The following is a 23,790-nucleotide window of genomic DNA, read 5'->3' on the forward strand; positions in this document are numbered from 1 at the left end:
TATAATCTAATGAGAAGAACATTAATTTTATTAGGTATTCTCTTGCTTGGAATTTTTCAAGTTAAAGCGCAACAATTGCCTCTTTACAGTCAGTATGTAGAGAATGGTTTCTTGCTAAATCCTGCTATGGCAGGGAGTAGGATGTATTCGCCATTGCGACTAAGTTTGAGGCAACAATGGGCTGGTGTTGAAGGAGCTCCTGAAACACAGGCTTTAAGTTTTAACAAGAATCTAGGAGACAAATGTACTACCTGTAATGTAATGGGTAATCCGCTGGCACGCAGGAATAAGCAGCGTGGTGTTGGTGTTGGAGGCTACTTTTTCAATGACAAATATGGAGCTGTATCCCGAACTGGGGTAGAACTTTCATATGCTTACCACTTACAGTTAAATAGACGTCGATATGGCAAAGCTGGAACTAAGCTTTCCTTTGGATTGGGAGGTGTATTCTACCAATATAAATTTGATGGACGCGACATACCAGTAAATGATCCGCTTTACACAGGCTCTGATATGGTAACCTATGTGCCCGATGCTAATTTTGGGGTATACCTGTATAATGATGATTATTTTATTGGTTTTTCAGCTGCTCATCTATTCGAATCTTCGGTAAAGCTTGGCGACAACATTTACACCGATAATATCATGATGCGTCATTTTTATGGTACTGCAGGTTATACTTTTCATTTAATGGATTTGGTGGACCTGGAACCATCTGTGATCGTGAGAAAAACCATGAGCTCAGATATGTATTACGATGCAACATTGAAATTGTACATCAATCATTTCTGGATGGCAGCATCGTATCGATCAAATGATCAAATTGTTGGTATGGTTGGAGTAAGTTACAATCAATATTATATTGGATATTCTTACGATCATTATACCAATAATTTAATTGCTGATAGTAGCGATGGGACTCATGAAATTACCTTAGGAATTAACTTTGACATTCCAAACAAGATGAAGCGTGAAAGTAGGATGCGTGAAAGAAGAGCAGCTGACCGCAATTTTAGTAAAACCAAAACACAACGTCATAAAAGAAAAAGTAAAAACTATATTTTCTTTTAAGCAAAAAAGAAATTTAGATCCGGTAGAATACATAACTACCGGATTTTTTTTATCTTCAAATTCCTAAATAATAACTCTATGCGCAATATTTTATATCTACTATGCTGTTTAAGTTTTGTACTTACAATTTTCTCATGCGATAATGAAGATGGATTAAATACTGATCCTAATTTTCGTGTCAGTTTTTCAGTAGATACATTAAAATTTGATACACTTCTTACAGCACTTGGATCAACTACCCAGCAGTTTAAGGTTTATAACAAATCATCAAAAAAAGTAAATCTGCAAGAGATTTATTTGCAAGATGAAAATTCACCATATCGGCTTAATGTAAATGGAACAGCTGAAGAAAGATTTGCAAATGTCGAAATTGGTGCGAATGATAGTCTTTTCGTATTTGTGGAGGTGGACTTAAGGCCAAAAGATTCTGATGAAGCAATTTTATTGGAAGATATGTTGGTGTTTAATGTGAATAATAACCTTCAAGGGATAATTTTGAGCACCTGGAGCCAGGATGTAGTCTTAATTGAGGAAGATATAGTCAGTTCTCAAAATTGGACGGGAAAACGCCCCTATTTGCTTAATAAGCAAATTTCAGTTTTGGAGAATGCAGAGCTAATATTGGAAGAAGGAACTACTGTATATTTTGGAAAGAATGGAGGCATAGATATAGAAGGAAACATTAAAGCAGCAGGGACTTTCGAAAAACCGATTTATTTTGGCAGTTCGAGATTGGAAGAATTGTATGAAAATGTGCCAGGCCAATGGAATGGAATTCACATTCATGAAAGTAGTAAATCAAACCAATTGAGCCACTTTATTCTGGAAGATGGCATTAATGGTATTCATTGTACCGGGAATAATGGAGAATTACAATTGGAATATGGTGTAATCAGAAACTTTACTGAAAATGGAATAGCCATTTCAAATGCGAGTCTGCAAGCCCACGATTTGTTGTTGGTAAATTGTGGCGACGAATGTTTAAAAATTGAGAATGGCAATCTTAACTTGTTTCATTCGACAATTTACAATGCCTGGAATTTTGATATAAGAACGGTGCCAAATGTTCAGCTTGTAAACTCTTCGACACATACGTCTAATATTGCCAATTGCATTGTATGGGGAACTCATAGCAACGAATTTATTATTGATAATATATCAGGACTAAAAATAGAAAATACACTCTTAAAACTAAGTAGAACGCTTCAGGATGAATATGCCTCGATATTCTCAGACTGCATTTTCAATGAGAATCCCGATTTTACCTCTATTGAAGAAAGAAATTATACGCTTAGTGAAACCTCTCCATGTATAAATACTGGGAAACTTGAGATTGGAACGGAGTATCCAAAAGATCTTCTGAATAACTCAAGAACTGCAGATTCAACTCCTGATATGGGAGCTTTTGAGTTTAAGGATACTGAGAAATGAAACGAACTTACCTTGCCATTTTTCTGTTTCTAATGGGTTTTTATAGCTCTGCGCAATCTATTTTGGAAGGAAGGGAAGAGAGCGAACGTGGTGATTTTAGAGCAATGTTTTACAATGTTGAAAATTGCTTTGATTGTTTTGATGATAGTTTAAAACTGGATAATGAGTTTTTGTCTGATGGAGTAAGACATTGGAATTGGGAAAAATATCGACAGAAAGTTAATAAAATATCAAAAGTAATAATGGCCGCTGGTGGATGGGAGTTTCCTGATATTATAGGCTTGTGCGAAATTGAAAATCGTTTTGTACTCGATGGTATTTTTAAATTCGGTCATTTGAATCAAATAGATTACCGTATTATTCACAGAGAATCACCTGATAGAAGAGGGATTGATGTTGCTTTGATGTATCAACCTGAAGTATTTCAACCCATAGATACTTTCTTTATCCAATTGGTTTACAAAGGAGAAAAAGTATCAACTACTCGCGAGATTTTGTACGTTAAAGCAAAATTACACAGTAGCGATACATTGCATGTTTTTGTAAATCATTGGCCATCGCGTTGGGGAGGACAGCTTGAATCGGAGCACAAACGTATTAGTGCTGCAAAATTAGTAAGACATAAAGTAGATTCAATTTATTTGCAATCGCCAAATGCAAATATTCTTATCATGGGTGATTTTAATGATTATCCAGAGAATAAATCCATAAAAAATACTTTGAGAGCCTATAAAATTGCTGATGAAATTAAAGATCAGCAATTGTATAATTTAGCAAGTGTTTTTGTGAAGAATGGAAGTATTGGCAGTCATAAATACCAAGGAAAGTGGGGAATGCTCGATCAGTTTATTGTTTCGGGATCATTGATGAATAAATCTGCTATTTTGTACTGCAATAAAGATGGAATGAGTGTATTTGCACCCGATTTTTTATTGGAAAAAGATGAAACTTATTTTGGGCTAAAACCTTACCGAACGTTTGCAGGATACAAGTACCATGGAGGCTTTAGCGATCATTTACCAATAATTATTGATTTCTGGCGAAAGTAAAAACTTGCTATCGCAAACAATTGAACCTAGCTTTTGGGATAAATTTCTATCTGAAGATATGGAGTATAAAAAATGGCGATAATATGAAATCATCGCCATTTATGAGTTTATTTAATCATCTAAACTTTCAATCAAAGCTGCAAGATTTTTTTCGTAAAGTTTGCTTCCTGTTTTTGGATCAAAGTTAGAACTTGGTCCGGCAATACAGCCACCTTCACAAGCCATTACTTCAACAAAGTTTCCGCTGGTTTTACCCGTTTTGCCAAACGCTTTTAGCATTTTAATCTTTTTCTTATCCAAACCATTTACAATTACTGGTTTGATATTAACGTAAGGCTTAACTTCAAGAACCGATTGAGCGACACCACCGCTGGCAGCATAAGCTCTACCGTGATTCAAAATACTTTTATCCAAAAGTAAAGGTTCTTCTTTGCTAATTTCAATATTCCAACCATGAAATAGAGCTGAAAGTTCTTCGAATGTCATTACGTAATCAACATTAGGATCTTTCATTCCTTCACGACGCTTAGCGATACAAGGACCTATAAATACAATCTTTGCATTAGGATATTTTTCTCTTGCAATTTCAGCTGCATAGTACATCGGACTCTTGGTTTCCGAAACATATTTCTGAATTTCAGGAATATGCTTTTCAGTTGCTGAAACATATGCCGGACAACAAGAAGTAGTCATAAATGGAGCTTTGTCTTCCAAGCGTTCCAATAACTCATCAGCTTCTCTTTCGGTGGTTACATTTGCACCTTTTGCAACTTCAATTACATCACAAAATCCTAATTGTTTTATAGCACCTAATACGGTATCTGTAGTCGATTTGAATTGACCAATAACGGCAGGAGCAACAATTGCAATGGTTTCTGTTTCTTCATCCTTTATGGATTTCATTACATCCACAATTTGTGAATTCTCCATAATCGATCCGAATGGACAAGCCGTAATACACTTACCACAATCAATACATTTGTCTTCATCGATTTGTTCAATACCATACTGATCTTTGGAAATTGCACCAACAGGACAAGCATTTTCGCATGGAACTGGCATGAATATAATAGAGTGATAAGGACACACGTTCATACAAATACCGCAGTTGATACATGTTTTAGGATCGATTTGTGCCTGACCATTTGCATTCCAGCTAATTGCACTTTTGGGACAGTTCATCATACATGGGTGTGCAACACAACCTTTACAAAGGTTGGTAACAATGTATGAGTTTTTTACACAGGAAGTACAAGCTTCATCAACAACAGTAAGGATTTTGTTGATTGGATTTTTTCTCTCTAAAGCTTCTGCTGCATATTCAGCAAGGGTTTTTAATTCATCGCGATCATCTTCCAAATCAAATCCCAAAAGAGGAATTAATTTTTCTTTAATGATAACACGCTCTTTAAAGACACAGCATCTATCAAGATCTTGTTTTCTTCGAGGTGCCATTTCTAAAGGAATTCGATCTAATCCTTCATTAAATTTTCCTTCATTAAAAAGCTCTGCCATTTTCGATAACAGATCTCTTCTGATAATCATTGTATTATCAACGTAGGCCATTGGGTGTATAATTATAAATAGTGAGATTGCTTAATTTCCGCAAAAGTAGATATTGTGTCGAGTCTATTTAGTGCTGTTTAACAAACTGGAATAGGTTTTATAACAGTAAAAAAAAGTCCGGAATTATTTCCGAACTAATTATTCTTTTTTTTGCCAATAGGTTCAAGCCCTAGTTCTTTTCCTTTTTTAATCATGTATTCATAGGCTGCTTCTCTTTCATTTGGAATAATTCCATCAAGAATAGCATCTTTTATTGCCACTTTTATATCGCCAATGGTTTTACATGGTGATAAATTAAAAGTGTCGATTATCTCTTGCCCATCAATTGGAGGTTGAAAATTTCTAATTGCATCTTTTTCTTCAACCTCTTTTAGCTTTTTGCGAACCAGTTGGAAGTTGTCGAGGAATCGTTTTACCTTTTCTTCATTTTTAGATGTGATATCAGCTTCGCACAATTTCATTAGGTCATCAATGTCATCACCTGCATCAAAAAGTAATCTTCGAACAGCAGAGTCGGTTACTACTTCTTGTGCCAATACAATTGGTCTCATGTGCAGCAATACCATCTTTTGAACAAATTTCATCTTTTCATTTAAGGGCAATTTCATATTCTTGAAAATACGAGGGACCATTTTTTCGCCAACAAAATTGTGAGCGTGGAAAGTCCAACCTATTCCTTTCACAAATTTTTTGGTGTTAGGTTTGGCAATATCGTGCAACAGTGCCGACCAGCGAAGCCATAAATTATCAGAGTATGGTACCAATTGATCTAAAACCTCAAGGGTATGATAGAAATTGTCTTTATGGCTAATTCCGTTTCTGGTTTCTCTGCCTTTCAATCTTTGAAACTCTGGGAATATAATTTTCAATAAACCACATTCTTCAAGCAATTTAAAACCGATTGAAGGTTTTGCCGACATCACAATTTTATTCAGCTCCTCAATAATTCGCTCCTTGGAAATGATATGGATTCTCTCCTTATTTTCTTTGATGGCATTGAAAGTGACATCAGAAATTTTAAAGTTTAATTGTGTTGCAAAACGAATTGCGCGCATCATTCTTAAAGGATCATCAGAGAAAGTAATCATTGGATCCATTGGTGTTTTAATGATTTGGCTATTCAAATCATCAATGCCTCCAAAAGGATCCAGGAGTTCTCCAAAATTGTCTTTGTGCAGACTTAATGCAAGAGCATTAATGGTAAAATCTCTTCTTTTCTGGTCATCCTCTAAACTGCCATTTTCAACAATTGGTTTTCTTGAGTTTCTATTGTATGATTCTTTTCTGGCACCTACAAATTCAATTTCAAGATCTTTATACTTGAGCATGGCTGTTCCAAAATTCTTAAAAATGGAAACTTTAGGCTTACCAGCTTTGGCAGCAACCTTTTGTGCCAAATCGATACCGCTGCCTATTACAACAATATCAATATCTTTTGAACCGCGTTTTAAGAAAATATCTCTTACAAAGCCTCCAATAACATAGCTTTCAAGCTTTTCTTCAGTTACAATTTCTGATATAATTGAAAATATAGGATGTTTTAAATGTTCTTTCACTTCTTAATGAGTCATGTAACCTGTAATCAGGTTGTTACAATATGCAGGTCTATGCATGACAGACCGACGGTTTAATTTCCTGACAAAATTACAATTAATTAAGGGGATTATGAAAATTCAGAGAAAAATTGACTTTGGTATGTTAATTGTTTGATAAAAATATATAGATTTGTATATATTTATAGTAATGAATTAATTTAGGCGTTGGTTATGGTAGAACATTTAACGAAAGAAACATTCAAAGAAAAAGTATTTGATTTCGAAAAAAATAAGGATTGGAAATTTGAAGGTAGTAAACCATGTTTGGTGGATTTTTATGCCGATTGGTGTGGACCTTGTAAAATGGTGGCTCCAATTTTAGATGAGTTGAAGGCAGAGTATGGAGATGCGCTGGACATTTATAAAATTGATACGGAAAAGGAGCAGGAACTTTCAGCAATGTTTGGTATTCAGAGTATTCCATCATTGCTATTTATTCCGCAGGATGGTCAGCCGCAAATGGCACAAGGGGCTCTTTCAAAGGAAAATTTCAAACAAGCTTTTGCTGAAGTTTTAAAAGTGGATGCTAAATAATTGTTAATGGTCTTTTGTTTGACACAATTACAAGAAAATCCTTGTTAGTTTTAGAGCGATAATGAAATAGAAATAAAAGGTGTTTGCACCAGGAAAGGAAAGAGAAAATGAAGAAATTACTAATGATATTGTTGGTGGCATTTATTGGAACCAGCAGTTTTGCTCAATCAAATTCGGAGGCTAAAGTAATTCATCTGGATGATGATAGCTTTAAAGAAAAGGTATTTGATTACGAAAAGGGTGGTGATTGGAAATTTGAAGGAGATAAGCCGGTAATTGTTGATTTTTATGCCGATTGGTGTGGACCTTGTAGAAAAATTGCACCTGTCTTAAAAGAACTTCAAAAGGAATATGGTGATGCCATTCAGATTTACAAAGTAGATACAGATGATGCTCAAAAGGTATCAGCAGCATTTGGAATTAAAAGTATACCATCCTTGTTATTTGTGCCGATGAAAGGTAAGCCAACAATGGCACAAGGAGCTTTGCCAAAGGCCACATTTGTAAAAGCAATTAATGACGTTTTGGGAGTGAAAGCACCAAATTGATTATAGGTTAGAGTAGTTATATAACCTGGGTTCAATTAAAAATAAGTGAAACTGTGTATATATTTTAAATCGAATTCAGGTTAATAGTTTAGGTTTTGAAAGTCGGCTTTTTGCCGACTTTTTTGTTTTTGCTAGTTTTCGGATTATCTTTGCGGCAAATCACAGTGGGGTGCCTTATATAAACAGGCTGAGATCATACCCTTATATCAATTGTGATAATAAATTTTCTTTTGGATACGAAGTTGTTTTTTAGGATAAACAAACTGAAAAGAAAATTAATTGTTTCCATTGATATCGAACCTGATCCGGGTAATGCCGGCGTAGGAAAATTGCGAGCTAACTTTTCGCCAACCTGATCTTATACAACCTCATTGCAATATTTTATTAACGTTTAATTATTACACAATGTTGAAGAAACAATTGAACTCTGTATTGCGCAGAGCTACTCTGTTAATTGTATTGCAATTTGTATGCTTTATCGGATTTTCCCAATTCAATTTAAATGGGAAAGTGACTGATAAAAGTGGAAATGCTCTGCCAGGAGCAGCAATTGCAGTGAAAGGAACTTATTTGGGAACTGTTACCAATTCCTATGGTGAATATCAGTTTACAAATTTAAAAGCTGGAGAATACCAATTTGTGATCTCTTTTTTGGGTTATGAAACAAAGGAAAGTTCTGTAAAGCTTACTGAATCGAAGAATTTAGATTTTAAATTGAATCCAACTGCCATAATGGCCGACGAGGTGATTGTTGCAGCAACCAGAGCAGGAAACAAGGCTCCTGTGGCAGTAACCAATTTGGGAGGAGAAGAGGTGAGAAAGCAAAATACAGGTCAGGATATTCCTTACCAGTTAAGCTTAACCCCTTCTTTGGTAGAATCATCGGAAGCTGGTAATGGTGTTGGTTATTCAGCTCTTCGTATTCGTGGAACGGATGCTTCCCGTATTAACGTTACCATAAATGGTGTACCATTGAATGATTCGGAATCGCAAGGTGTATTTTGGGTAAACATGCCTGATTTTGCTTCATCGGTTGATAACATTCAAATTCAACGTGGAGTTGGAACATCTACCAATGGTGCTGCAGCTTTTGGAGCTACCATTAACTTTCAAACAGAAACTGTAAATGCAGAACCTTATGCCGAAGTTCAAAGTGTAGCAGGTTCGTTCAATACTTTCCGAAATACATTCAAAGTTGGAACAGGATTAATCAATGGAAAATTTAGTTTTGATGCTCGTTATTCAAAGTTAAAGTCTGACGGATTTGTTGATCGTGCATTTTCAGATCATGAATCATTTTTTGCAAGTGGTACTTATTATACTGAAAGAAGCATGTTGAAATTCAACATCATTTCGGGTGATCAGAAAACAGGAATCAGTTGGTGGGGGAATCCAACCATCAATAATCCGGAAGTTGATGAAGACAGACGATACAATCCTGCTGGTGAGTATACCGACGAAAATGGTGTTAAAAGGTATTACGACAACCAAACGGATAATTACAAGCAAACGCATTACCAATTATTCTACTCTCAGGAATTGACTTCGAACTTAAATTTGAATGCTGCATTGCATTATACAAAAGGGAAAGGATATTATGAGCAGTATAAAGAAGATGAAAAATATTCTGAATATGGCTTGGATAATCTTGTGATTGGAGGAGAAACTATTGAGGAAACAGATCTTACTCGTCAAAAATGGCTGAAGAATGATTTTTACGGATTTACATATTCGTTAAATTATAAAAAGAATAGAATTGATGCATCGTTTGGTGGTGCCTGGAATCGTTATGATGGTGATCACTTTGGAAATATTCTTTGGGCTCAAAACGGTGGAGTTCCTAATGGGCACCAATGGTATTTGAATACTGGTGAGAAGACCGATTACAATGTTTTTGCCAAGATGAATGTTGAATTGAGTGACAAATTAAATGCATACGGAGATGTTCAGTATCGTCATATTTCTTACGATATGGATGGTACGGATGATGATCTTTTGCCATTGGTTCAGGAGCATAAATTTGATTTCTTCAACCCTAAGGTGGGATTGTATTACACCATTAACGATAGAAACTCAGCTTATGCATCGTTTGGGGTAGCTCATCGTGAGCCAACTCGTGCAAACTTTAAAGATGCCAAAGGTGATCCAAGTTCATATCCTGTTGATGAGTCATTATTTGATTATGAATTGGGTTATAACTATAAATCTGCGAAAGCAACTTTTGGTGTAAATCTTTACTACATGTACTATCGCGATCAGTTGGTACCAACAGGCGAAAAGAATAGTGTTGGTTACGATATCATGACAAATGTAGACAAGAGTTACCGTGCAGGTGTTGAGTTGATTTGGGGAGTACAAATTCTACCAAATTTAAAATGGGATGCTAACCTTACTTTAAGTCGCAACAGAATTAAAGACTTTGTAGAGTATTCAACTTACTACGATGAAAATTGGAACGAAGAATACAAAGGGAAAGAGCTGGGAGATACAGACATTAGCTATTCACCGGAAACAGTTGGAAGCAGTATTTTAACCTGGACTCCTACAAAAGGTTTTGATGTAAGTTTTGTTAGCAAATATGTAGGGGAACAGTATTTTGACAATACTTCGAATGCAAAGAGAAAATTAGATGATTACAATGTTCACAACTTAAGATTGAACTACAGTATCAAACCAAGTTGGATGAAAGAAATTGCTTTCCAATTGAGCATTAACAATGTGTTTGATACCAAGTATGAGAACAATGCTTATGGTGGAAACTGGTATGAGCAAGGTGTTGAAAAAACATGGAGATACTATTATCCACAAGCAGGAACAAATGTTCTGGCAGGTGTAACATTACGATTCTAAAATATAATTTTGTAGAGGCGCACGACTGTGCGTCTCTATCTAACAGCCTGAGTTCGATTAAAAATAGATGACTTTTTAAAGAATTTGTTTGCTTTTGGCATAAATTCCCTCAAATTCTCTTTAAATATCCCGATATTCATTCGAAAATTTGAGGAAATTTCTACTCAAAATCAATTCAAACTGTGACCATATTTATAATCGAACTCAGGTTAATAATTAATATATGAACTGGATAACTGACAATATTGTTGAAATCATAGGAACCTTGTCGGGACTGTTGTTTTTGTATTTGGAAATCAAACAAAACAAATGGTTGTGGCCAGTTGGTTTGCTTACTTCGGCAATGTATATCTATGTGTTTTTTGTTGCCAAGTTATATGCTGATATGTCGCTTCAGTTCTATTACGTTTTTATCAGTATTTATGGATGGATTTTATGGTCGAGAGGGAAGAGGCAACAAGAAAAAGAATTGCCTGTCGTTCACTTGAACATGAGTTTATCTTTAAAACTAATAGTGGCTAGTATTGCAATATATGTGTTAATAGCTTTCATTCTAGTCAACTTTACCGATGGTTCGGTTCCTTATTGGGATGCATTTACTACAGCATTGAGCATTGTAGCTACCTGGATGTTGGCTCGTAAGATCCTGGAGCAATGGCTGGTTTGGATTGTTGTAAATTCGGTATCATTAGGCTTGTACATTTATAAAGATTTGAATTTTACCGCAGTGCTTTTCTTTTTCTATACCACAATGGCTGTTGTTGGATATTTACAATGGAAAAAAGACATGCTTCGTTCTCAGGCTATTTAAGCTAATTCATTAAATTTACTGGCTCAAATTTTATCATCACTGATCGAGCATGCAAAAGAAAGCGGTAATATTGGCTAACGGAGCCTTTCCAACTCACGAAATCCCTTTAAAGGAGCTAAAAGAATCAAAACATATCATTTGTTGCGACGGTGCAATTAACAATTTGGAAAAGGCAGGATTAGAACCTTTCGCCATTATTGGTGATTTGGATTCCTTAGATTCAGAATTGAAATGGAAGTATAAGGATATTATTCACCACTTTTCCAATCAGGATACCAATGATTTAACCAAATCGGTTGAATGGTGCATTGCCAATAAATTTAACGAAATAGCTATTGTTGGAGCAACGGGTAAGCGCGATGATCACATGATTGGGAATGTATTTCTTTTGCCGCAATATGCAAAAAAGATAAAAGTTAAAATGCTAACCAGTTATGGTGTGTTTACACCAATAGTTCGTCCAAAGAATTTCGAAAGTTATACAAGACAGCAAGTATCCATTTTCTCTCCAAACAGTGATACGCTAATAACAACAGCTAATTTGCGTTATTCATTAACCAATCAGCCATTGGAAATGATGTGGCAAGGTACACTAAATGAATCGATGGGCGATAGTTTCAGAATTGAATTTGAAGGAGGACCATTGATTGTATTTCAGGAATATGAGAAGTAATGGCTAAATAAGCTTCTCTTTGTTAAATTAGTAAAACAGCTTTTCAACGCAAATCCTGAATAAATCTGGTTTTCTGTGTTAGATATTTTTAATCGAACTCAGCTTATTAGGAATAGCTTGGTGTTTTTCCTGAATTGATCAATATTTAATTCTTTCCGATTCAAGTTTTTTGCTTGCCATGAAAAAATCCTGTTTATATTTGCAGCCGAATAAAAACCTAACTAAAATCGATGAAAAAATTAAAAACTCTGTTATTGCTTTTTGTTTCATTTATAAGCATTTCAGGTCTTAACGCACAAAAAAAAGAATTGCCAATTTCGGTAAAATTTGGTGGATATGTACACACTTTATTCACTTATGATACCCGTCAGATGGTTGCAGCACGCGAGGGTCATATTCTTCTGTATCCTAAAAATGAGATATTGGATGCTGCAGGCAAAGATATTAATGAAGGTGGAGTGTATAATATGGCGGTAATTCAATCGAGAATGAATGCCAAGATTACGGGTCCTGAAATTTTGGGTGCCAAAACCAACGGAATGATTGAAGCTGAGTTTATTGGAAATGGTGAATCGGATACCAATGGTTTACGTGTGCGTCATGCATTTGTAAATTTGGATTGGGGCAATACTTCTCTTTTAATCGGGCAGACCTGGTCTCCATTGTTTGTTGCCGAAGTATTTCCATTTACAGTAGGTGCCAATGCAGGTTTGCCATTCAAGCCATTTGCTCGTAATCCGCAGGTGAGATTAACTCATAAAACAGGAAACTGGAAATTATTGGCAGCAATTGCAACAGAACGAGATTATACAAGTACTGGTCCTGATGGATCAAGTAACAAATATTTAAGAAATGCCGGAATGCCAATTGTTCAGGGACAGGCGCATTATTACTTAGGGAAGAAAAAACACCTGTTTGGAGTAAGTGGTGAATACAAGAATCTTAAACCATCATTGATGAGTACAACTGGTTCTAAAGAAACTGGAGATTATCAGGAATGGAAGAATGATGAGACCATTTCATCATGGGCAATAATGGGATATTTCAAATTGAATTTCAATCCGGTTACTTTTAAGGCTCAAACCACTTATGGTACCAACCTTACCGATGTTTTGATGTTGGGCGGATATGCTGTTAAGGATTTGAATCCTGTAACCAATGAGGCATCATACACTGGCATTAAAGTGATGGGATCATGGGCTGAGCTTTCTTACAAGAAGAACGATTGGGAATATGCTTTCCTTGCCGGATATTCTAAAAACTATGGTGCAGAAGACGATATTGCTTCTACAGATCTTGTTTATGCAAGAAGTAAAAATATTGGCGAATTGTACCGTTTGGCTCCACGTGTTTGTAAAAAATACAAGAACTTAAAGTTCGAATTTGAAGCCGAATATACCGCAGCTGCTTATGGTAAACTTGCTGAAAAAGCAAAAGTTAGAGATGCCAAATGGGTAGGTGGTACCAGATATTCATTAGGAGTATATTATTTCTTCTAGAAACTATATTTATTTTATAAAAAAGACGTAGCATGCTACGTCTTTTCTTGTTTATAGTGGGATAGTGAAGTAAAATATGGTTCCTTCCTGTGGTTTCGATTTCATCCAAATTTGACCTCCTAGCATTTCAATTAAGCTTTTACTAATTGCCAAACCTAATCCTGTACCTCCATATTGTCTTGTGTTGGCATCCAATTCGGCCTGACGGAATCTGTCGAAAATAATGGCTTGTTTTTCCTCTGGAATACCAATTCCAGTATCCCTTACAAAGAATTCAATAAACTTTCCTTTCACTGTATAGCCAATTTCAATTTCTCCATTCTGGGTGAATTTGATCGAATTCTCGATAAGGTTGGTAAATACCTGCTGCAATCGAACAGAATCAGTTGTTATTTCTAAAATAGAATCATCAACTGGAGTATTTATAATAAAGTTGAGCTTATGATTTTCCTTATGTTCTTTAAGTGTTTCGTAATCATCTTTAACCGAATCGAACAACTTGGAAATATTACATCTGTCCAATACAACCTTTAATTGATTGGTTTCAATTTTAGAGATATCAAGAATATCACTAATCAATCGTAATAATCCATTGGTATTTTTTTGAATGATAGAAATGAACTTTTTCCTTTTTGTTTCTGCCACATTATCACCTGACAGAAGTTCTGTAAATCCCAATATGGCATTCATTGGAGTGCGGATTTCATGTGACATATTGGCTAGGAAAGCAGATTTTAATCGGCTTGATTCTTCTGCAACCTCTATCGCTTTTTCGAGTTTTACATTGGTTGCAGTGATTTCGTGCATAAGTGCTTTTTCTTTCTGTTCTCTTAATTTTCTAAGGTGAATATTAATCATCATTACGATGATAATAATGGTCAAAAGAATCAGTATTGTTAAAGTAAGTATAAATATTTCCTTGTTTTCCTTAATCAGACTGTACGGTTCATTAATTAGTTTGGAATTTTTAGGCAAATCCTTAATCTTGATATCAAAATTTACCAATTCATTGTAGTCAAACTCATACTCATATACCGATTGCATTGGAGGAATATCATCAATAGGTGTACCTGATAGCACTTTTTTAGCGATTTGGGCGGCTTGTTTGCCTTGTATTCTTCCTGTAATTAAGGATCCACCTATGGCCCCACGATTAAGATAGAAATCCCAAACACAGTAAATTGGAACTTTGCAGTATGGTTTACATTCAGAAAACCCCTTTTCGTAAGTGTAATAATTGCCATCAATATCCCGGTTGTATAATAAGTAAAGAACAACATCATTAGGCTCTAACTTCGATAGCTGAATTTTTAATTCTTGAATGTTTTTAGGCTTAATAATTAAGTGCCTTACTGGTTCACTCATTTTTTTTATTTCATCCTTAAAAGAGGATAATACTGTTTCGCCAGTGGTACTATGATCGGTTACAACAACAATTTTAGAATAGTTTGGATGATGATCTTCGATTAGTTTAATTGTTGCGCATACACTAAATGTTTCAAACACTCCGGTGTATCCTTTGGGAGGATCAATAATAGAGTTTAAACCTGAGAAAATTACCGGAACCTCACCAAAAATTTCATCACGATTTTTAATTAAAAAGTCGTAAGCATTGTTATCGGTAGAAATAATTAAATCAAATTTTTGGTTCTTATACTTGCGCAGGTAATACCCTTTTAAAAGTTCCAGGTACTCTTCAGAAAAATATCTTTTTGAATCCATATACTCGATGTGGAGAGTTGTATTTGGATTTGGAAGAAGCTCTCTTTTAATGCTGTTTAAAGTGGAATCAGTCCAACTGAGACCATTATGGTATGAATTTAAAATTAATATGTGTTTGTGTGCGGATGAATAGGCACTCAAACTGCATATTATAAACAGCAGAAGTACTATTGACTTAATACTAATTCTCATAAGAAAATTGAATTGATTTGTATCGTTAACCAATTCAATTTAATAATTATAAATATGAATTAAAAGGTTTAGCAATTTATTATTGAGATCCTTTGATGAGCATTGGTGATTGTTAATTAATATACATACAATGTAATCTTTGTCTTTAGAGTTTTTTAAATAGCCACAATAAGTTCTTACTCCTGTCATCGATCCGGTTTTTGCCTTCCAATTGGATGCAATAACACTGCTTTTTCCAAAATGTTTTAAAGTACCTGATTTACCGGCAACAGGAAGTGAAGACAGGAAAGCATTGTAATTATTGCTATGATACATGGAAGTTAGGATTTGGCTGAAAAACTCAGCAGAAATTGCATTGAAATGCGATAAGCCACTGCCATCAAGTAAATTTTGATATTTGGTTTCAATACCTTTTTCTCTCCAAAACTCATTTATGGTTTTTGTTCCAGTTTTCCAATCTGCTTTTTCGTTTTGTTTTTGTCCGATTTCAAATAGCAACTGATCAGCAAAAAGATTTACACTTTTCTGATTGGTCCAGTACACGATATCTTTCAGTTTGGGAGATAGAATTTTGAATAAGTCCTTACGGTTGTTTTTTGACTTGCCATTTTCATGCAGAACTTTAATGTTGTTATTCTGTAATTCTGCTTTAAAATCTTCAAGTATGGCCAATTCTGGATGAAGAAAAGCTCCTTTCACTTTAAATTCATTTCGATTCTGAGGGATGCTACCTTCTATTCTTCTCAAATTACTTGTGTTACCACCAAAAATATATGCCAAATCACGATTGATTTCAGAGCTTACAACCTGATTGTCGAATTTTAATCCCGTATTATGAGGAAGCGTTTTCCATATTTTAGTTTTACTGCCAGCTTGCCCGGATTTAAAAAACAAGGTGTACATGTTATCACGGTAGTTGATGGCATTGGGAACAGCTCCATAATAATTGCCAATATCTTCCCATATCCAGGTTCTTGGAATGGAAGGTTTAAAATAAGAATTGTCTACCAAAATATTACCATCAATGACATTGATATTTAATTCTTTTAGTTTGAATACAATTTGCCTGGCAATGTTTTGCTGAGACTCAAAATACTTCGATTCTAATGTAGGATCACCACCTCCTTTAATAATCAGATTCCCTTTTAAGGTTCCATTTTCAATATTCCCATCAGTTTCGATAAGCGTTTTAAATTGATAATCTCCACCTAATATTTCCAATGCGCTGGCCGTGGTAACTAACTTTTGACTCGAAGCTGGTGTTAAAGCCATTTTCGAGTTGTGATGAGCCAATATTTTACCCTTTTCAACATCTTTGATAATAATGCCAATCCCAGCCGAATAAAAGCAGGAATCAGCAGTAAATTCATTTACAAATTGTTGAATTTTATTATCTGTAGTTTTTTGAGAAGTACACGAAAATCCCCAAACTACGAATGCGAAAAGGAGTAAAATTTTATTCATCAATCTCTTTTAAAATTTTTTCAACTTCTTTTTCAGTATTATTTAATTTTGCTTTACAAATCACCAGTAATTCTGAAACTCGTTTCACCTTTTCGGATAAATCATCAACGTCTAATTCTTCATTTTCAATCAGCATGATTGTTTCTTCAATTTCTGCAATTGCTTCGCTGTAACTAATCTTTTTCTTAGCCATTTATTTGTATTTTTTAGGATTTACTTTTTGAATTTCACTCTCAACCAGACCGTCTTTAAACCTGGTTTCAATTACATCGTTTTTAGATAATGATGAAATGTCTTTCACTATTTTCCCATCCTTTAAAGTTAGTGTATATCCTTTTTGTAGGATATTTTCAGGATTCAGATATTTTACACTTTGCTCGTGTAATGATAATTTATGCTTTTGATTTTCTAGCAGTCGACCAACTCGTATACCAATTTTACTATGCAGGTGTTCAGTATGACTCTTTTCAGTACTTAGTCGATGTTCGAGACCTAATTTTAATTTGGTTTTAAAGTTTTTCAAGTTAAATGAGTGCGACTTTGTTATTTGTTTTGCCGAATGAATTAACTTTTCATTTGCAAGTAAAAGCTGATTGGATTTTCGTTCCAATATGGTTTTAACCAAGGGCGAAAACTTGTTCGACAGATTATGCAAATTCTCAGAAGCCTCAAGCAGGATTTCGTTTATTCCGTTGTAAAATTCTTCCTGTAAGCTTTCATGATAAGATTGTTTTTCATCAAAACAGTCAATCAGGTATTCGGCGGCTGCAGTTGGTGTTTTAACACGCACATTGGCTACAATATCAACAATAGTTTCATCTCTTTCATGCCCAATTCCAGAAATTACAGGAAGTGGAAACTGGGCAATGTTAAAAGCCAGCCAGTAATTATCGAAACAATTCAAATCGGCAGTTGAACCACCTCCTCGAATAATGACAACAACATCAAATACGTCTTCATACTCATTAATTCGATCGAGTGCCGCAATAATTGATTCTTCAGCCTGATTCCCTTGCATAATAGCCGGAAACAATTTGTAATGGAATTTGTAGCCGGAAGGGTTGTTTTCCAATTGATTTGTGAAATCCTCGTAACCCGCTGCCGTGGGAGATGAGATAAGAGCAATACTCTTGGGAATTTCCGGGAAATCAATTTCTTTATTCATTTCCAAAACTCCTTCTTCTTCTAGCCTGTTCAGAATCTCTTTTCTTCGTTTTGCAATATCTCCCAGCGTATAACTAGGATCGATATCTTTAATATTTAAGGAAAATCCATAAATTTCCTGGAATTCTATGCTGACATTGATTAATACCTTAATTCCTGCAGAAAATCTTTGACCCGTGCTGGTTTCAAAATAAGGTTTTAACATCCTAAAGGTATAGGCCCAAATGGTTGCTCTGGCTTTGGCAATAATTTGATCTGTATCATCATCCTTTTCGACCAACTCCAAATAACAATGGCCATTCTGATTGTAGCGGACTTCGCTAATTTCAGCTACAATCCACAAATCAGAATCAAAAGAGTTTTTTAAAACTCCTTTAATCCGATTGTTTAATTGAAATAAACTTATTCCTTTGTTTGCCATAGTTTCCTTCGTAAAGTTTATTGTCTCATTTGAGAGCGTATGAATGAATCAGGATCATTTACGTAATTTTCAGGATCACTTTTGATTAGTTTCTCCTTTTGAGTTTCCATTTGCTCGAGTTTTTTCATTTGTTCATTATCAAGCTCATCTTGATTCAAAGCCACACCATTTTTGTATTCAATGGTAAAAAGCAAATCTCCTTTTTCAGAATAATGATCCCAACTACCAGTTTTTTTATTGTTGAGATAATCTCCTCCAAACTGAATAATACCATTAGGGTAAAAAGCCTGAAAACCACCATTTAATTTACCTTCTTTATATACCGCTTCGATATAAGGTTTACCATCTTCAAAAAAGCGTTTCCAAATGCCATGTTTTTTGCCCTTGGTAAAAGGAATAGATTCTGAAACTTTGCCATTTTTAAAACGGTATTCACTTGGGCCATTTTTAATGCCATTTTGAAATGTTTCAACTGCACGAACATTTCCTTTTTTATCGAAATAGTTCCAGGTGCTATCTTTTTGTGATTTTATGAAATTCCCTTTAGCAACTAGCTGAGCCGATTCATTGTAAAGTTCTGATTTAGCTTTAATTCCATCTTTAGAAAAAATTAATACAGCTTTTAGCTTGCCATTGGTATGAAAGCGTTCCATTCGTCCACTTGGTCTGTTATCAAGAAAACTGCCTTTGTATTTAATTTTACCATTAGGATATTTCTTAATCCAAACACCTTGCTTTAAGCCATTTTTATCTGTTTTATTGATTTCTTGAGCAGGTGAAAATATTGGAGCTATTAATAAGAGTAGAATGAATAAGTTTTTTATCATTTTGTTCAGTTTTTATCTTCTTGGTAATTTTATTATTATCGTATTATCAAGCTAACACAAAACTAATAAAACTATAACAGCCATAAAAAAATCTTGAGCTTTTCCCATAAAAACCAATAGGTTCGAATCATTAATAATAGAAATATGTTGTACATCATTTCTAATATTTTTTGGATAGCATTGATATTTTGTATTTTATGAATCGAATTGAATGTATTTTTCTCTAATTATGTATTGTTGAATGTGGTGATGAGACAATTGATTTGAAGTGAGAGAATGCGTTTTTTGGATTTGATTTCACAAAACTCAAATGTATAATGGAATCAAAAAAGGTGGAAATAATAACAAAAGCATAACTAACAAAATTGGTGGTATGGAGACAATGGATTTTCCTTTTAATTTCGATGAAATGCCAATTGCGGCAAAATTCATCTCCGACAGTTTCTCTAGAGATATTGAGGACTTTCAAAGAGTTTATCCTGTATTTGATGATGTGTTTAAAGCGCGCTTTGCTGAGCAAATCAGAAAAGCAAAAGATATCGTATGTTGTGGGCCTGAAGGGGTGAAAATTCAGAATATCAGGATAGGCGTATTTAGAAAAATAGAAAGTTTGAATACTTTAATTTTAGAGGCACAGGATTACTTCCCGATATCAAGAATAAAACAGTTCGATTATATTGTAGAAATTATTGAGAAAAAGAATTTGAGCTCAATCTTATCGATTGTGCCAAATCTTTTGCAACAACTTGAAGCAAATGTGCCAACTCAAAACGGAGACGTGGCTCAATCCATAATCGATGGAATTCGATCAATCTATCAGGTATTAAAATTAGATCGTATTGAACTCAATCGTTTGCTTAATTCTCGCGGACTGTTAAAGGAGGAAGTTTTTCGTTGTTTAAATCACCTTTGGGCAACCATGCAGGATGTAATGGAGATCGGACAAAGCCTATATCGAAAGGATGATCCAATGAAGTGTGTTGAGTATGAACTAAACTACATTAAAATGAAAGTAAAGACTTTCTGGATGCACTCAGTACCAGATAGAGGTTTAGTTTAATTGTTAGTTTTGGACTCACGTTAAAATACCAAGCATAAAAAATGGCGATCGAAATTTCGATCGCCATTTTTTATATATCTGAAGTTAAATTATTTTACTTCTTCAAAGTCAACATCAGTTACTTCATCGTCTGATTTTGCTTGGCCTCCAGCTTGACCTCCAGCTTGTGCACCAGCGTCAGGACCTGGTTGACCACCTTGCTGTTGTTGTGCGTTGTACATCTCTTGAGATGCAGCTTGGAATACATTGTTCAACTCATCGATAGCAGCGTTACAAGCATCAACATCCTGAGCTTTGTGTGCTTCTTTCAATTTGTTTAATGCATCTTCTATTGGCTGTTTCTTATCAGCTGGCAATTTATCACCGATTTCTTTCAACTGCTTTTCAGTCTGGAAAATCATACCGTCAGCTTTATTCAAAGTATCGATTTTTTCTTTTGCTTTATTATCAGCTTCTGCGTTAGCCTTAGCCTCTTCACGCATTCTTTCGATTTCAGCATCAGATAATCCTGAAGAAGCTTCAATTCTGATGTTTTGTTCTTTACCAGTTCCTTTATCTTTAGCAGATACATTCAAGATACCATTTGCATCAATATCGAAAGTTACTTCGATTTGTGGAATACCACGAGGTGCTGGTGGAATGCTATCCAGGTGGAAACGACCAATTGTTTTGTTTCCTTGAGCCATTGGTCTCTCACCTTGAAGAATGTGAATTTCTACAGAAGGCTGGTTGTCAGCTGCAGTTGTAAAAGTTTCAGTCTTCTTGGTTGGGATTGTAGTGTTCGCTTCAATCAATTTAGTCATTACACCACCCATGGTTTCAATACCTAATGAAAGAGGAGTAACATCCAAAAGAAGAACGTCTTTTACTTCACCAGTTAATACACCACCTTGAATTGCAGCTCCTACAGCTACTACTTCATCAGGATTTACACCTTTTGATGGAGCTTTACCGAAGAATTCCTGTACTTTATTTTGAATAGCAGGGATACGAGTAGAACCACCTACCAAGATTACTTCGTCAATTTCTGCTGATGATACACCAGCATCGTTCAATGCAGCTCTACATGGCTCAATTACTGCCTGAATCAGGCTGTCAGCCAATTGCTCGAATTGTGCACGAGAAAGACTTTTAACCAAGTGCTTTGGAATACCGTTAACTGGCATAATGTATGGCAAGTTGATTTCAGTGCTAGTTGAGCTAGACAATTCAACTTTAGCTTTCTCAGCAGCTTCTTTCAAACGCTGAAGAGCCATAGGATCCTGACGCAAGTCAATACCTTCTTCTTTGTTGAATTCATCAGCCAACCAGTCGATAATTACCTGGTCGAAATCATCACCACCAAGGTGAGTATCACCATTAGTTGATTTTACCTCGAATACACCATCACCTAATTCAAGAACTGAAATATCGAAAGTACCACCACCAAGGTCGAATACTGCAATTTTCATATCCTGATCTTTCTTGTCAAGACCATATGCCAAAGAAGCAGCGGTTGGCTCATTGATGATACGCTTAACAGTTAAACCGGCAATTTCACCAGCTTCTTTAGTTGCTTGACGCTGTGCATCGTTAAAGTAAGCAGGAACTGTAATTACAGCTTCAGTTACTTCTTGTCCAAGATAATCTTCAGCAGTTTTCTTCATTTTCTGAAGAGTCATTGCCGAAATTTCTTGTGGAGAATATTTTCTATCGTCGATTTCAACACGTGGAGTGTTGTTGTCACCTTTTAGTACTTTATATGGAACACGTCCAATTTCTTTACCTACTTTGTCGTAAGTTTCACCCATAAATCTCTTGATAGAGAAAATTGTTTTAGATGGGTTTGTGATAGCCTGACGTTTTGCAGGATCACCTACTTTTCTTTCACCACCTTCAACAAAAGCTACAATAGATGGAGTTGTTCTTTTTCCTTCACTGTTAGGAATTACTACAGGCTCGTTACCTTCCATTACGGATACACAAGAGTTGGTAGTTCCTAAGTCGATTCCAATAATTTTACCCATTTTAAGTATTTATTTAATGTTCTTATTTTTTTCTAATACACTTACGGATCATTTTTAAATCCGACAGGGAATAATCAAAGCCTGTGCCATTCCAAAAATTGTAGTTTCGAATGTAAAACTGACACAGATTGTAAAATTATCTGCTAAAATCATGACAGTTTTACTGACAGAAAGACAGAATCTGTAATGATTAATTATAAATGATGAATTATTACAGGAATATTCGTTCAACTTTTTATTCATTTACGAACTCACTTAATATCTCATTAAAGCAACTCTTCATTAACTTTTTCCATTTAGCTTGATACTTTAAGCTTTTTTATAACTTTGCAGTCTTGTATCATTGAAAAAATATTGATGGTATGAAGCTAAAACAGAGTTAGGATAATTGCACCTTACTTATCTATTGTCCAAAAAATTAAGATCATGTCAATTCATAAAGAATCGGTAAAGAGAGTGACAACACATGTACTCTCAGAAATGAAATTGAAGGGAGAAAAAATCTCCATGCTAACTTCTTACGACTATTCAATGGCTACTATTGTTGATAGGGCAGGTATAGATGTAATATTGGTTGGCGATTCGGCATCTAATGTTATGGCAGGACATGAAACCACACTGCCTATTACTTTAGATCAGATGATTTATCATGGTGCGTCGGTTGTTCGTGCTGTACAAAGAGCTTTGGTTGTAGTTGATTTGCCTTTTGGTACTTATCAGGGAAATTCTAAAGAAGCGCTGAATTCTTCTATTCGCATTATGAAAGAAGCAAGTGCTGATGCTGTGAAATTGGAAGGTGGTAGCGAGGTATTGGAATCAGTTAACCGAATACTATCAGCTGGTATTCCTGTAATGGGGCATTTGGGATTAACTCCACAATCAATTCATAAGTTTGGTACCTATGCGGTTCGAGCCAAAGAGGAAGAAGAAGCAAAAAAATTGCTTGAAGATGCCAAACTATTGGAAGAAGCAGGATGTTTTGCAATTGTTTTAGAGAAAGTGCCTGCAACATTGGCAAAAAAAGTGGCCGAAAGTGTAACGATTCCTATTATTGGTATTGGAGCCGGTAATGGTGTAGACGGACAGGTGTTGGTGATTCATGACATGTTGGGAATTACTCAAGAGTTTTCTCCACGTTTCTTAAGAAGATATCATAACTTGTTTGCTGAAATTAAAGGGGCAGTTGAAACCTATATTGGAGATGTGAAATCGAAAGATTTCCCTAATGAAAGAGAGCAATATTAGTGTCCCGATAACTAACGGGAGAGTGAATGTGTTAATTAGTGAATGTGTACTTTGAATTAAAT

Annotated in this window: 19 protein-coding genes; 11 read left to right on the forward strand and 8 right to left on the reverse strand. The window is 35.1% G+C overall.

Annotation, left to right across the window (positions count from 1 at the left end; genetic code table 11):
• Positions 1-9: 9 nt before the first annotated feature.
• The 3 genes from NQ163_RS02020 to NQ163_RS02030 all read left to right on the forward strand — a co-directional run bounded on the left by NQ163_RS02020 (position 10) and on the right by NQ163_RS02030 (position 3,551).
• Positions 10-1,071, forward strand: a complete 1,062-nt coding sequence (locus NQ163_RS02020) for a PorP/SprF family type IX secretion system membrane protein (protein WP_268188640.1) — start codon at positions 10-12, stop codon at positions 1,069-1,071.
• A gap of 78 nt (positions 1,072-1,149) precedes the next feature.
• Positions 1,150-2,502, forward strand: coding sequence for a hypothetical protein (locus tag NQ163_RS02025; RefSeq protein ID WP_268188641.1), 1,353 nt, complete (start codon positions 1,150-1,152; stop codon positions 2,500-2,502).
• Positions 2,499-3,551 (forward strand): endonuclease/exonuclease/phosphatase family protein, encoded by a 1,053-nt coding sequence (locus NQ163_RS02030; protein WP_268188642.1) that lies wholly within the window; start codon positions 2,499-2,501, stop codon positions 3,549-3,551. Before NQ163_RS02025 ends, NQ163_RS02030 begins: the two co-directional genes overlap by 4 nt.
• 111 nt (positions 3,552-3,662) lie before the next feature.
• Here NQ163_RS02030 and NQ163_RS02035 read toward each other — a convergent pair whose 3' ends face one another.
• Positions 3,663-5,117, reverse strand: coding sequence for a monomeric [FeFe] hydrogenase (locus NQ163_RS02035; RefSeq protein WP_268188643.1), 1,455 nt, complete (start codon positions 5,115-5,117; stop codon positions 3,663-3,665).
• Positions 5,118-5,251: 134 nt separating this feature from the next.
• Positions 5,252-6,673 (reverse strand): CCA tRNA nucleotidyltransferase, encoded by a 1,422-nt coding sequence (locus NQ163_RS02040; protein WP_268188644.1) that lies wholly within the window; start codon positions 6,671-6,673, stop codon positions 5,252-5,254.
• Positions 6,674-6,883: 210 nt separating this feature from the next.
• Here NQ163_RS02040 and trxA (NQ163_RS02045) point away from each other — a divergent pair, with 210 nt between their 5' ends.
• From trxA (NQ163_RS02045) to NQ163_RS02070, 6 genes are all read left to right on the forward strand, one after another.
• A complete protein-coding gene (gene trxA / locus NQ163_RS02045) occupies positions 6,884-7,246 on the forward strand; it encodes a thioredoxin (protein WP_268188645.1) in 363 nt (120 codons plus the stop codon).
• Between the two features lie 107 nt (positions 7,247-7,353).
• A complete protein-coding gene (gene trxA, locus NQ163_RS02050) occupies positions 7,354-7,794 on the forward strand; it encodes a thioredoxin (protein WP_268188646.1) in 441 nt (146 codons plus the stop codon).
• 405 nt (positions 7,795-8,199) lie between these two features.
• Positions 8,200-10,644, forward strand: a complete 2,445-nt coding sequence (locus tag NQ163_RS02055) for a TonB-dependent receptor (protein WP_268188647.1) — start codon at positions 8,200-8,202, stop codon at positions 10,642-10,644.
• 223 nt (positions 10,645-10,867) lie between these two features.
• A complete protein-coding gene (pnuC, locus tag NQ163_RS02060; RefSeq protein WP_268188648.1) occupies positions 10,868-11,455 on the forward strand; it encodes a nicotinamide riboside transporter PnuC in 588 nt (195 codons plus the stop codon).
• Between the two features lie 49 nt (positions 11,456-11,504).
• Entirely contained in the window at positions 11,505-12,128 is a 624-nt protein-coding gene (locus NQ163_RS02065) for a thiamine diphosphokinase (RefSeq protein WP_268188649.1), read from the forward strand.
• Positions 12,129-12,358: 230 nt separating this feature from the next.
• Positions 12,359-13,627: a DcaP family trimeric outer membrane transporter gene (locus tag NQ163_RS02070; RefSeq protein ID WP_268188650.1), complete on the forward strand. Its 1,269-nt coding sequence runs from the start codon at positions 12,359-12,361 to the stop codon at positions 13,625-13,627.
• Positions 13,628-13,678: 51 nt separating this feature from the next.
• Here NQ163_RS02070 and NQ163_RS02075 read toward each other — a convergent pair whose 3' ends face one another.
• The 5 genes from NQ163_RS02075 to NQ163_RS02095 all read right to left on the reverse strand — a co-directional run bounded on the left by NQ163_RS02075 (position 13,679) and on the right by NQ163_RS02095 (position 19,417).
• Positions 13,679-15,349 (reverse strand): sensor histidine kinase, encoded by a 1,671-nt coding sequence (locus NQ163_RS02075; RefSeq protein ID WP_268188651.1) that lies wholly within the window; start codon positions 15,347-15,349, stop codon positions 13,679-13,681.
• A gap of 231 nt (positions 15,350-15,580) precedes the next feature.
• Complete coding sequence (dacB, locus tag NQ163_RS02080) at positions 15,581-17,005, reverse strand: D-alanyl-D-alanine carboxypeptidase/D-alanyl-D-alanine endopeptidase (protein WP_268188652.1); 1,425 nt, start codon at positions 17,003-17,005, stop codon at positions 15,581-15,583.
• Positions 16,998-17,198, reverse strand: coding sequence for an exodeoxyribonuclease VII small subunit (gene xseB / locus NQ163_RS02085; protein WP_120238735.1), 201 nt, complete (start codon positions 17,196-17,198; stop codon positions 16,998-17,000). The genes dacB and xseB overlap by 8 nt, the downstream gene beginning before the upstream one ends.
• Positions 17,199-18,590: an exodeoxyribonuclease VII large subunit gene (xseA, locus tag NQ163_RS02090; protein ID WP_268188653.1), complete on the reverse strand. Its 1,392-nt coding sequence runs from the start codon at positions 18,588-18,590 to the stop codon at positions 17,199-17,201.
• A 17-nt stretch (positions 18,591-18,607) separates the two neighbouring features.
• Positions 18,608-19,417 carry a toxin-antitoxin system YwqK family antitoxin gene (locus NQ163_RS02095; RefSeq protein ID WP_268188654.1) on the reverse strand — a complete coding sequence of 270 codons (810 nt, stop codon included), beginning with the start codon at positions 19,415-19,417 and terminating at the stop codon, positions 18,608-18,610.
• Positions 19,418-19,727: 310 nt separating this feature from the next.
• Here NQ163_RS02095 and NQ163_RS02100 point away from each other — a divergent pair, with 310 nt between their 5' ends.
• Complete coding sequence (locus NQ163_RS02100; protein WP_268188655.1) at positions 19,728-20,477, forward strand: hypothetical protein; 750 nt, start codon at positions 19,728-19,730, stop codon at positions 20,475-20,477.
• 89 nt (positions 20,478-20,566) lie between these two features.
• Here the strand turns inward: NQ163_RS02100 and dnaK are convergent, their stop codons facing one another.
• Positions 20,567-22,483, reverse strand: coding sequence for a molecular chaperone DnaK (gene dnaK, locus NQ163_RS02105; protein WP_268188656.1), 1,917 nt, complete (start codon positions 22,481-22,483; stop codon positions 20,567-20,569).
• A 426-nt stretch (positions 22,484-22,909) separates the two neighbouring features.
• Here dnaK and panB point away from each other — a divergent pair, with 426 nt between their 5' ends.
• A complete protein-coding gene (panB, locus tag NQ163_RS02110; protein ID WP_268188657.1) occupies positions 22,910-23,728 on the forward strand; it encodes a 3-methyl-2-oxobutanoate hydroxymethyltransferase in 819 nt (272 codons plus the stop codon).
• Positions 23,729-23,790: the final 62 nt, after the last annotated feature.

Origin of the sequence: Marinifilum sp. D737, assembly GCF_026672275.1 — a bacterium.
Lineage (GTDB): Bacteria > Bacteroidota > Bacteroidia > Bacteroidales > Marinifilaceae > Marinifilum.

What these genes read in the sequence shown, in the direction of transcription:
- xseB (WP_120238735.1), bottom strand. Translation starts at nt 17,198, where the DNA reads ATGGCTAAGAAAAAGATTAGTTACAGCGAAGCAATTGCAGAAATTGAA.
- panB (WP_268188657.1), top strand. Translation starts at nt 22,910, where the DNA reads ATGTCAATTCATAAAGAATCGGTAAAGAGAGTGACAACACATGTACTC.
- trxA (WP_268188645.1), top strand. Translation starts at nt 6,884, where the DNA reads ATGGTAGAACATTTAACGAAAGAAACATTCAAAGAAAAAGTATTTGAT.
- NQ163_RS02020 (WP_268188640.1), top strand. Translation starts at nt 10, where the DNA reads ATGAGAAGAACATTAATTTTATTAGGTATTCTCTTGCTTGGAATTTTT.
- NQ163_RS02065 (WP_268188649.1), top strand. Translation starts at nt 11,505, where the DNA reads ATGCAAAAGAAAGCGGTAATATTGGCTAACGGAGCCTTTCCAACTCAC.
- NQ163_RS02070 (WP_268188650.1), top strand. Translation starts at nt 12,359, where the DNA reads ATGAAAAAATTAAAAACTCTGTTATTGCTTTTTGTTTCATTTATAAGC.
- NQ163_RS02095 (WP_268188654.1), bottom strand. Translation starts at nt 19,417, where the DNA reads ATGATAAAAAACTTATTCATTCTACTCTTATTAATAGCTCCAATATTT.
- NQ163_RS02100 (WP_268188655.1), top strand. Translation starts at nt 19,728, where the DNA reads ATGTATAATGGAATCAAAAAAGGTGGAAATAATAACAAAAGCATAACT.
- trxA (WP_268188646.1), top strand. Translation starts at nt 7,354, where the DNA reads ATGAAGAAATTACTAATGATATTGTTGGTGGCATTTATTGGAACCAGC.
- xseA (WP_268188653.1), bottom strand. Translation starts at nt 18,590, where the DNA reads ATGGCAAACAAAGGAATAAGTTTATTTCAATTAAACAATCGGATTAAA.
- NQ163_RS02025 (WP_268188641.1), top strand. Translation starts at nt 1,150, where the DNA reads ATGCGCAATATTTTATATCTACTATGCTGTTTAAGTTTTGTACTTACA.
- NQ163_RS02035 (WP_268188643.1), bottom strand. Translation starts at nt 5,117, where the DNA reads ATGGCCTACGTTGATAATACAATGATTATCAGAAGAGATCTGTTATCG.
- pnuC (WP_268188648.1), top strand. Translation starts at nt 10,868, where the DNA reads ATGAACTGGATAACTGACAATATTGTTGAAATCATAGGAACCTTGTCG.
- NQ163_RS02030 (WP_268188642.1), top strand. Translation starts at nt 2,499, where the DNA reads ATGAAACGAACTTACCTTGCCATTTTTCTGTTTCTAATGGGTTTTTAT.
- dacB (WP_268188652.1), bottom strand. Translation starts at nt 17,005, where the DNA reads ATGAATAAAATTTTACTCCTTTTCGCATTCGTAGTTTGGGGATTTTCG.
- NQ163_RS02075 (WP_268188651.1), bottom strand. Translation starts at nt 15,349, where the DNA reads ATGGATTCAAAAAGATATTTTTCTGAAGAGTACCTGGAACTTTTAAAA.
- dnaK (WP_268188656.1), bottom strand. Translation starts at nt 22,483, where the DNA reads ATGGGTAAAATTATTGGAATCGACTTAGGAACTACCAACTCTTGTGTA.
- NQ163_RS02055 (WP_268188647.1), top strand. Translation starts at nt 8,200, where the DNA reads ATGTTGAAGAAACAATTGAACTCTGTATTGCGCAGAGCTACTCTGTTA.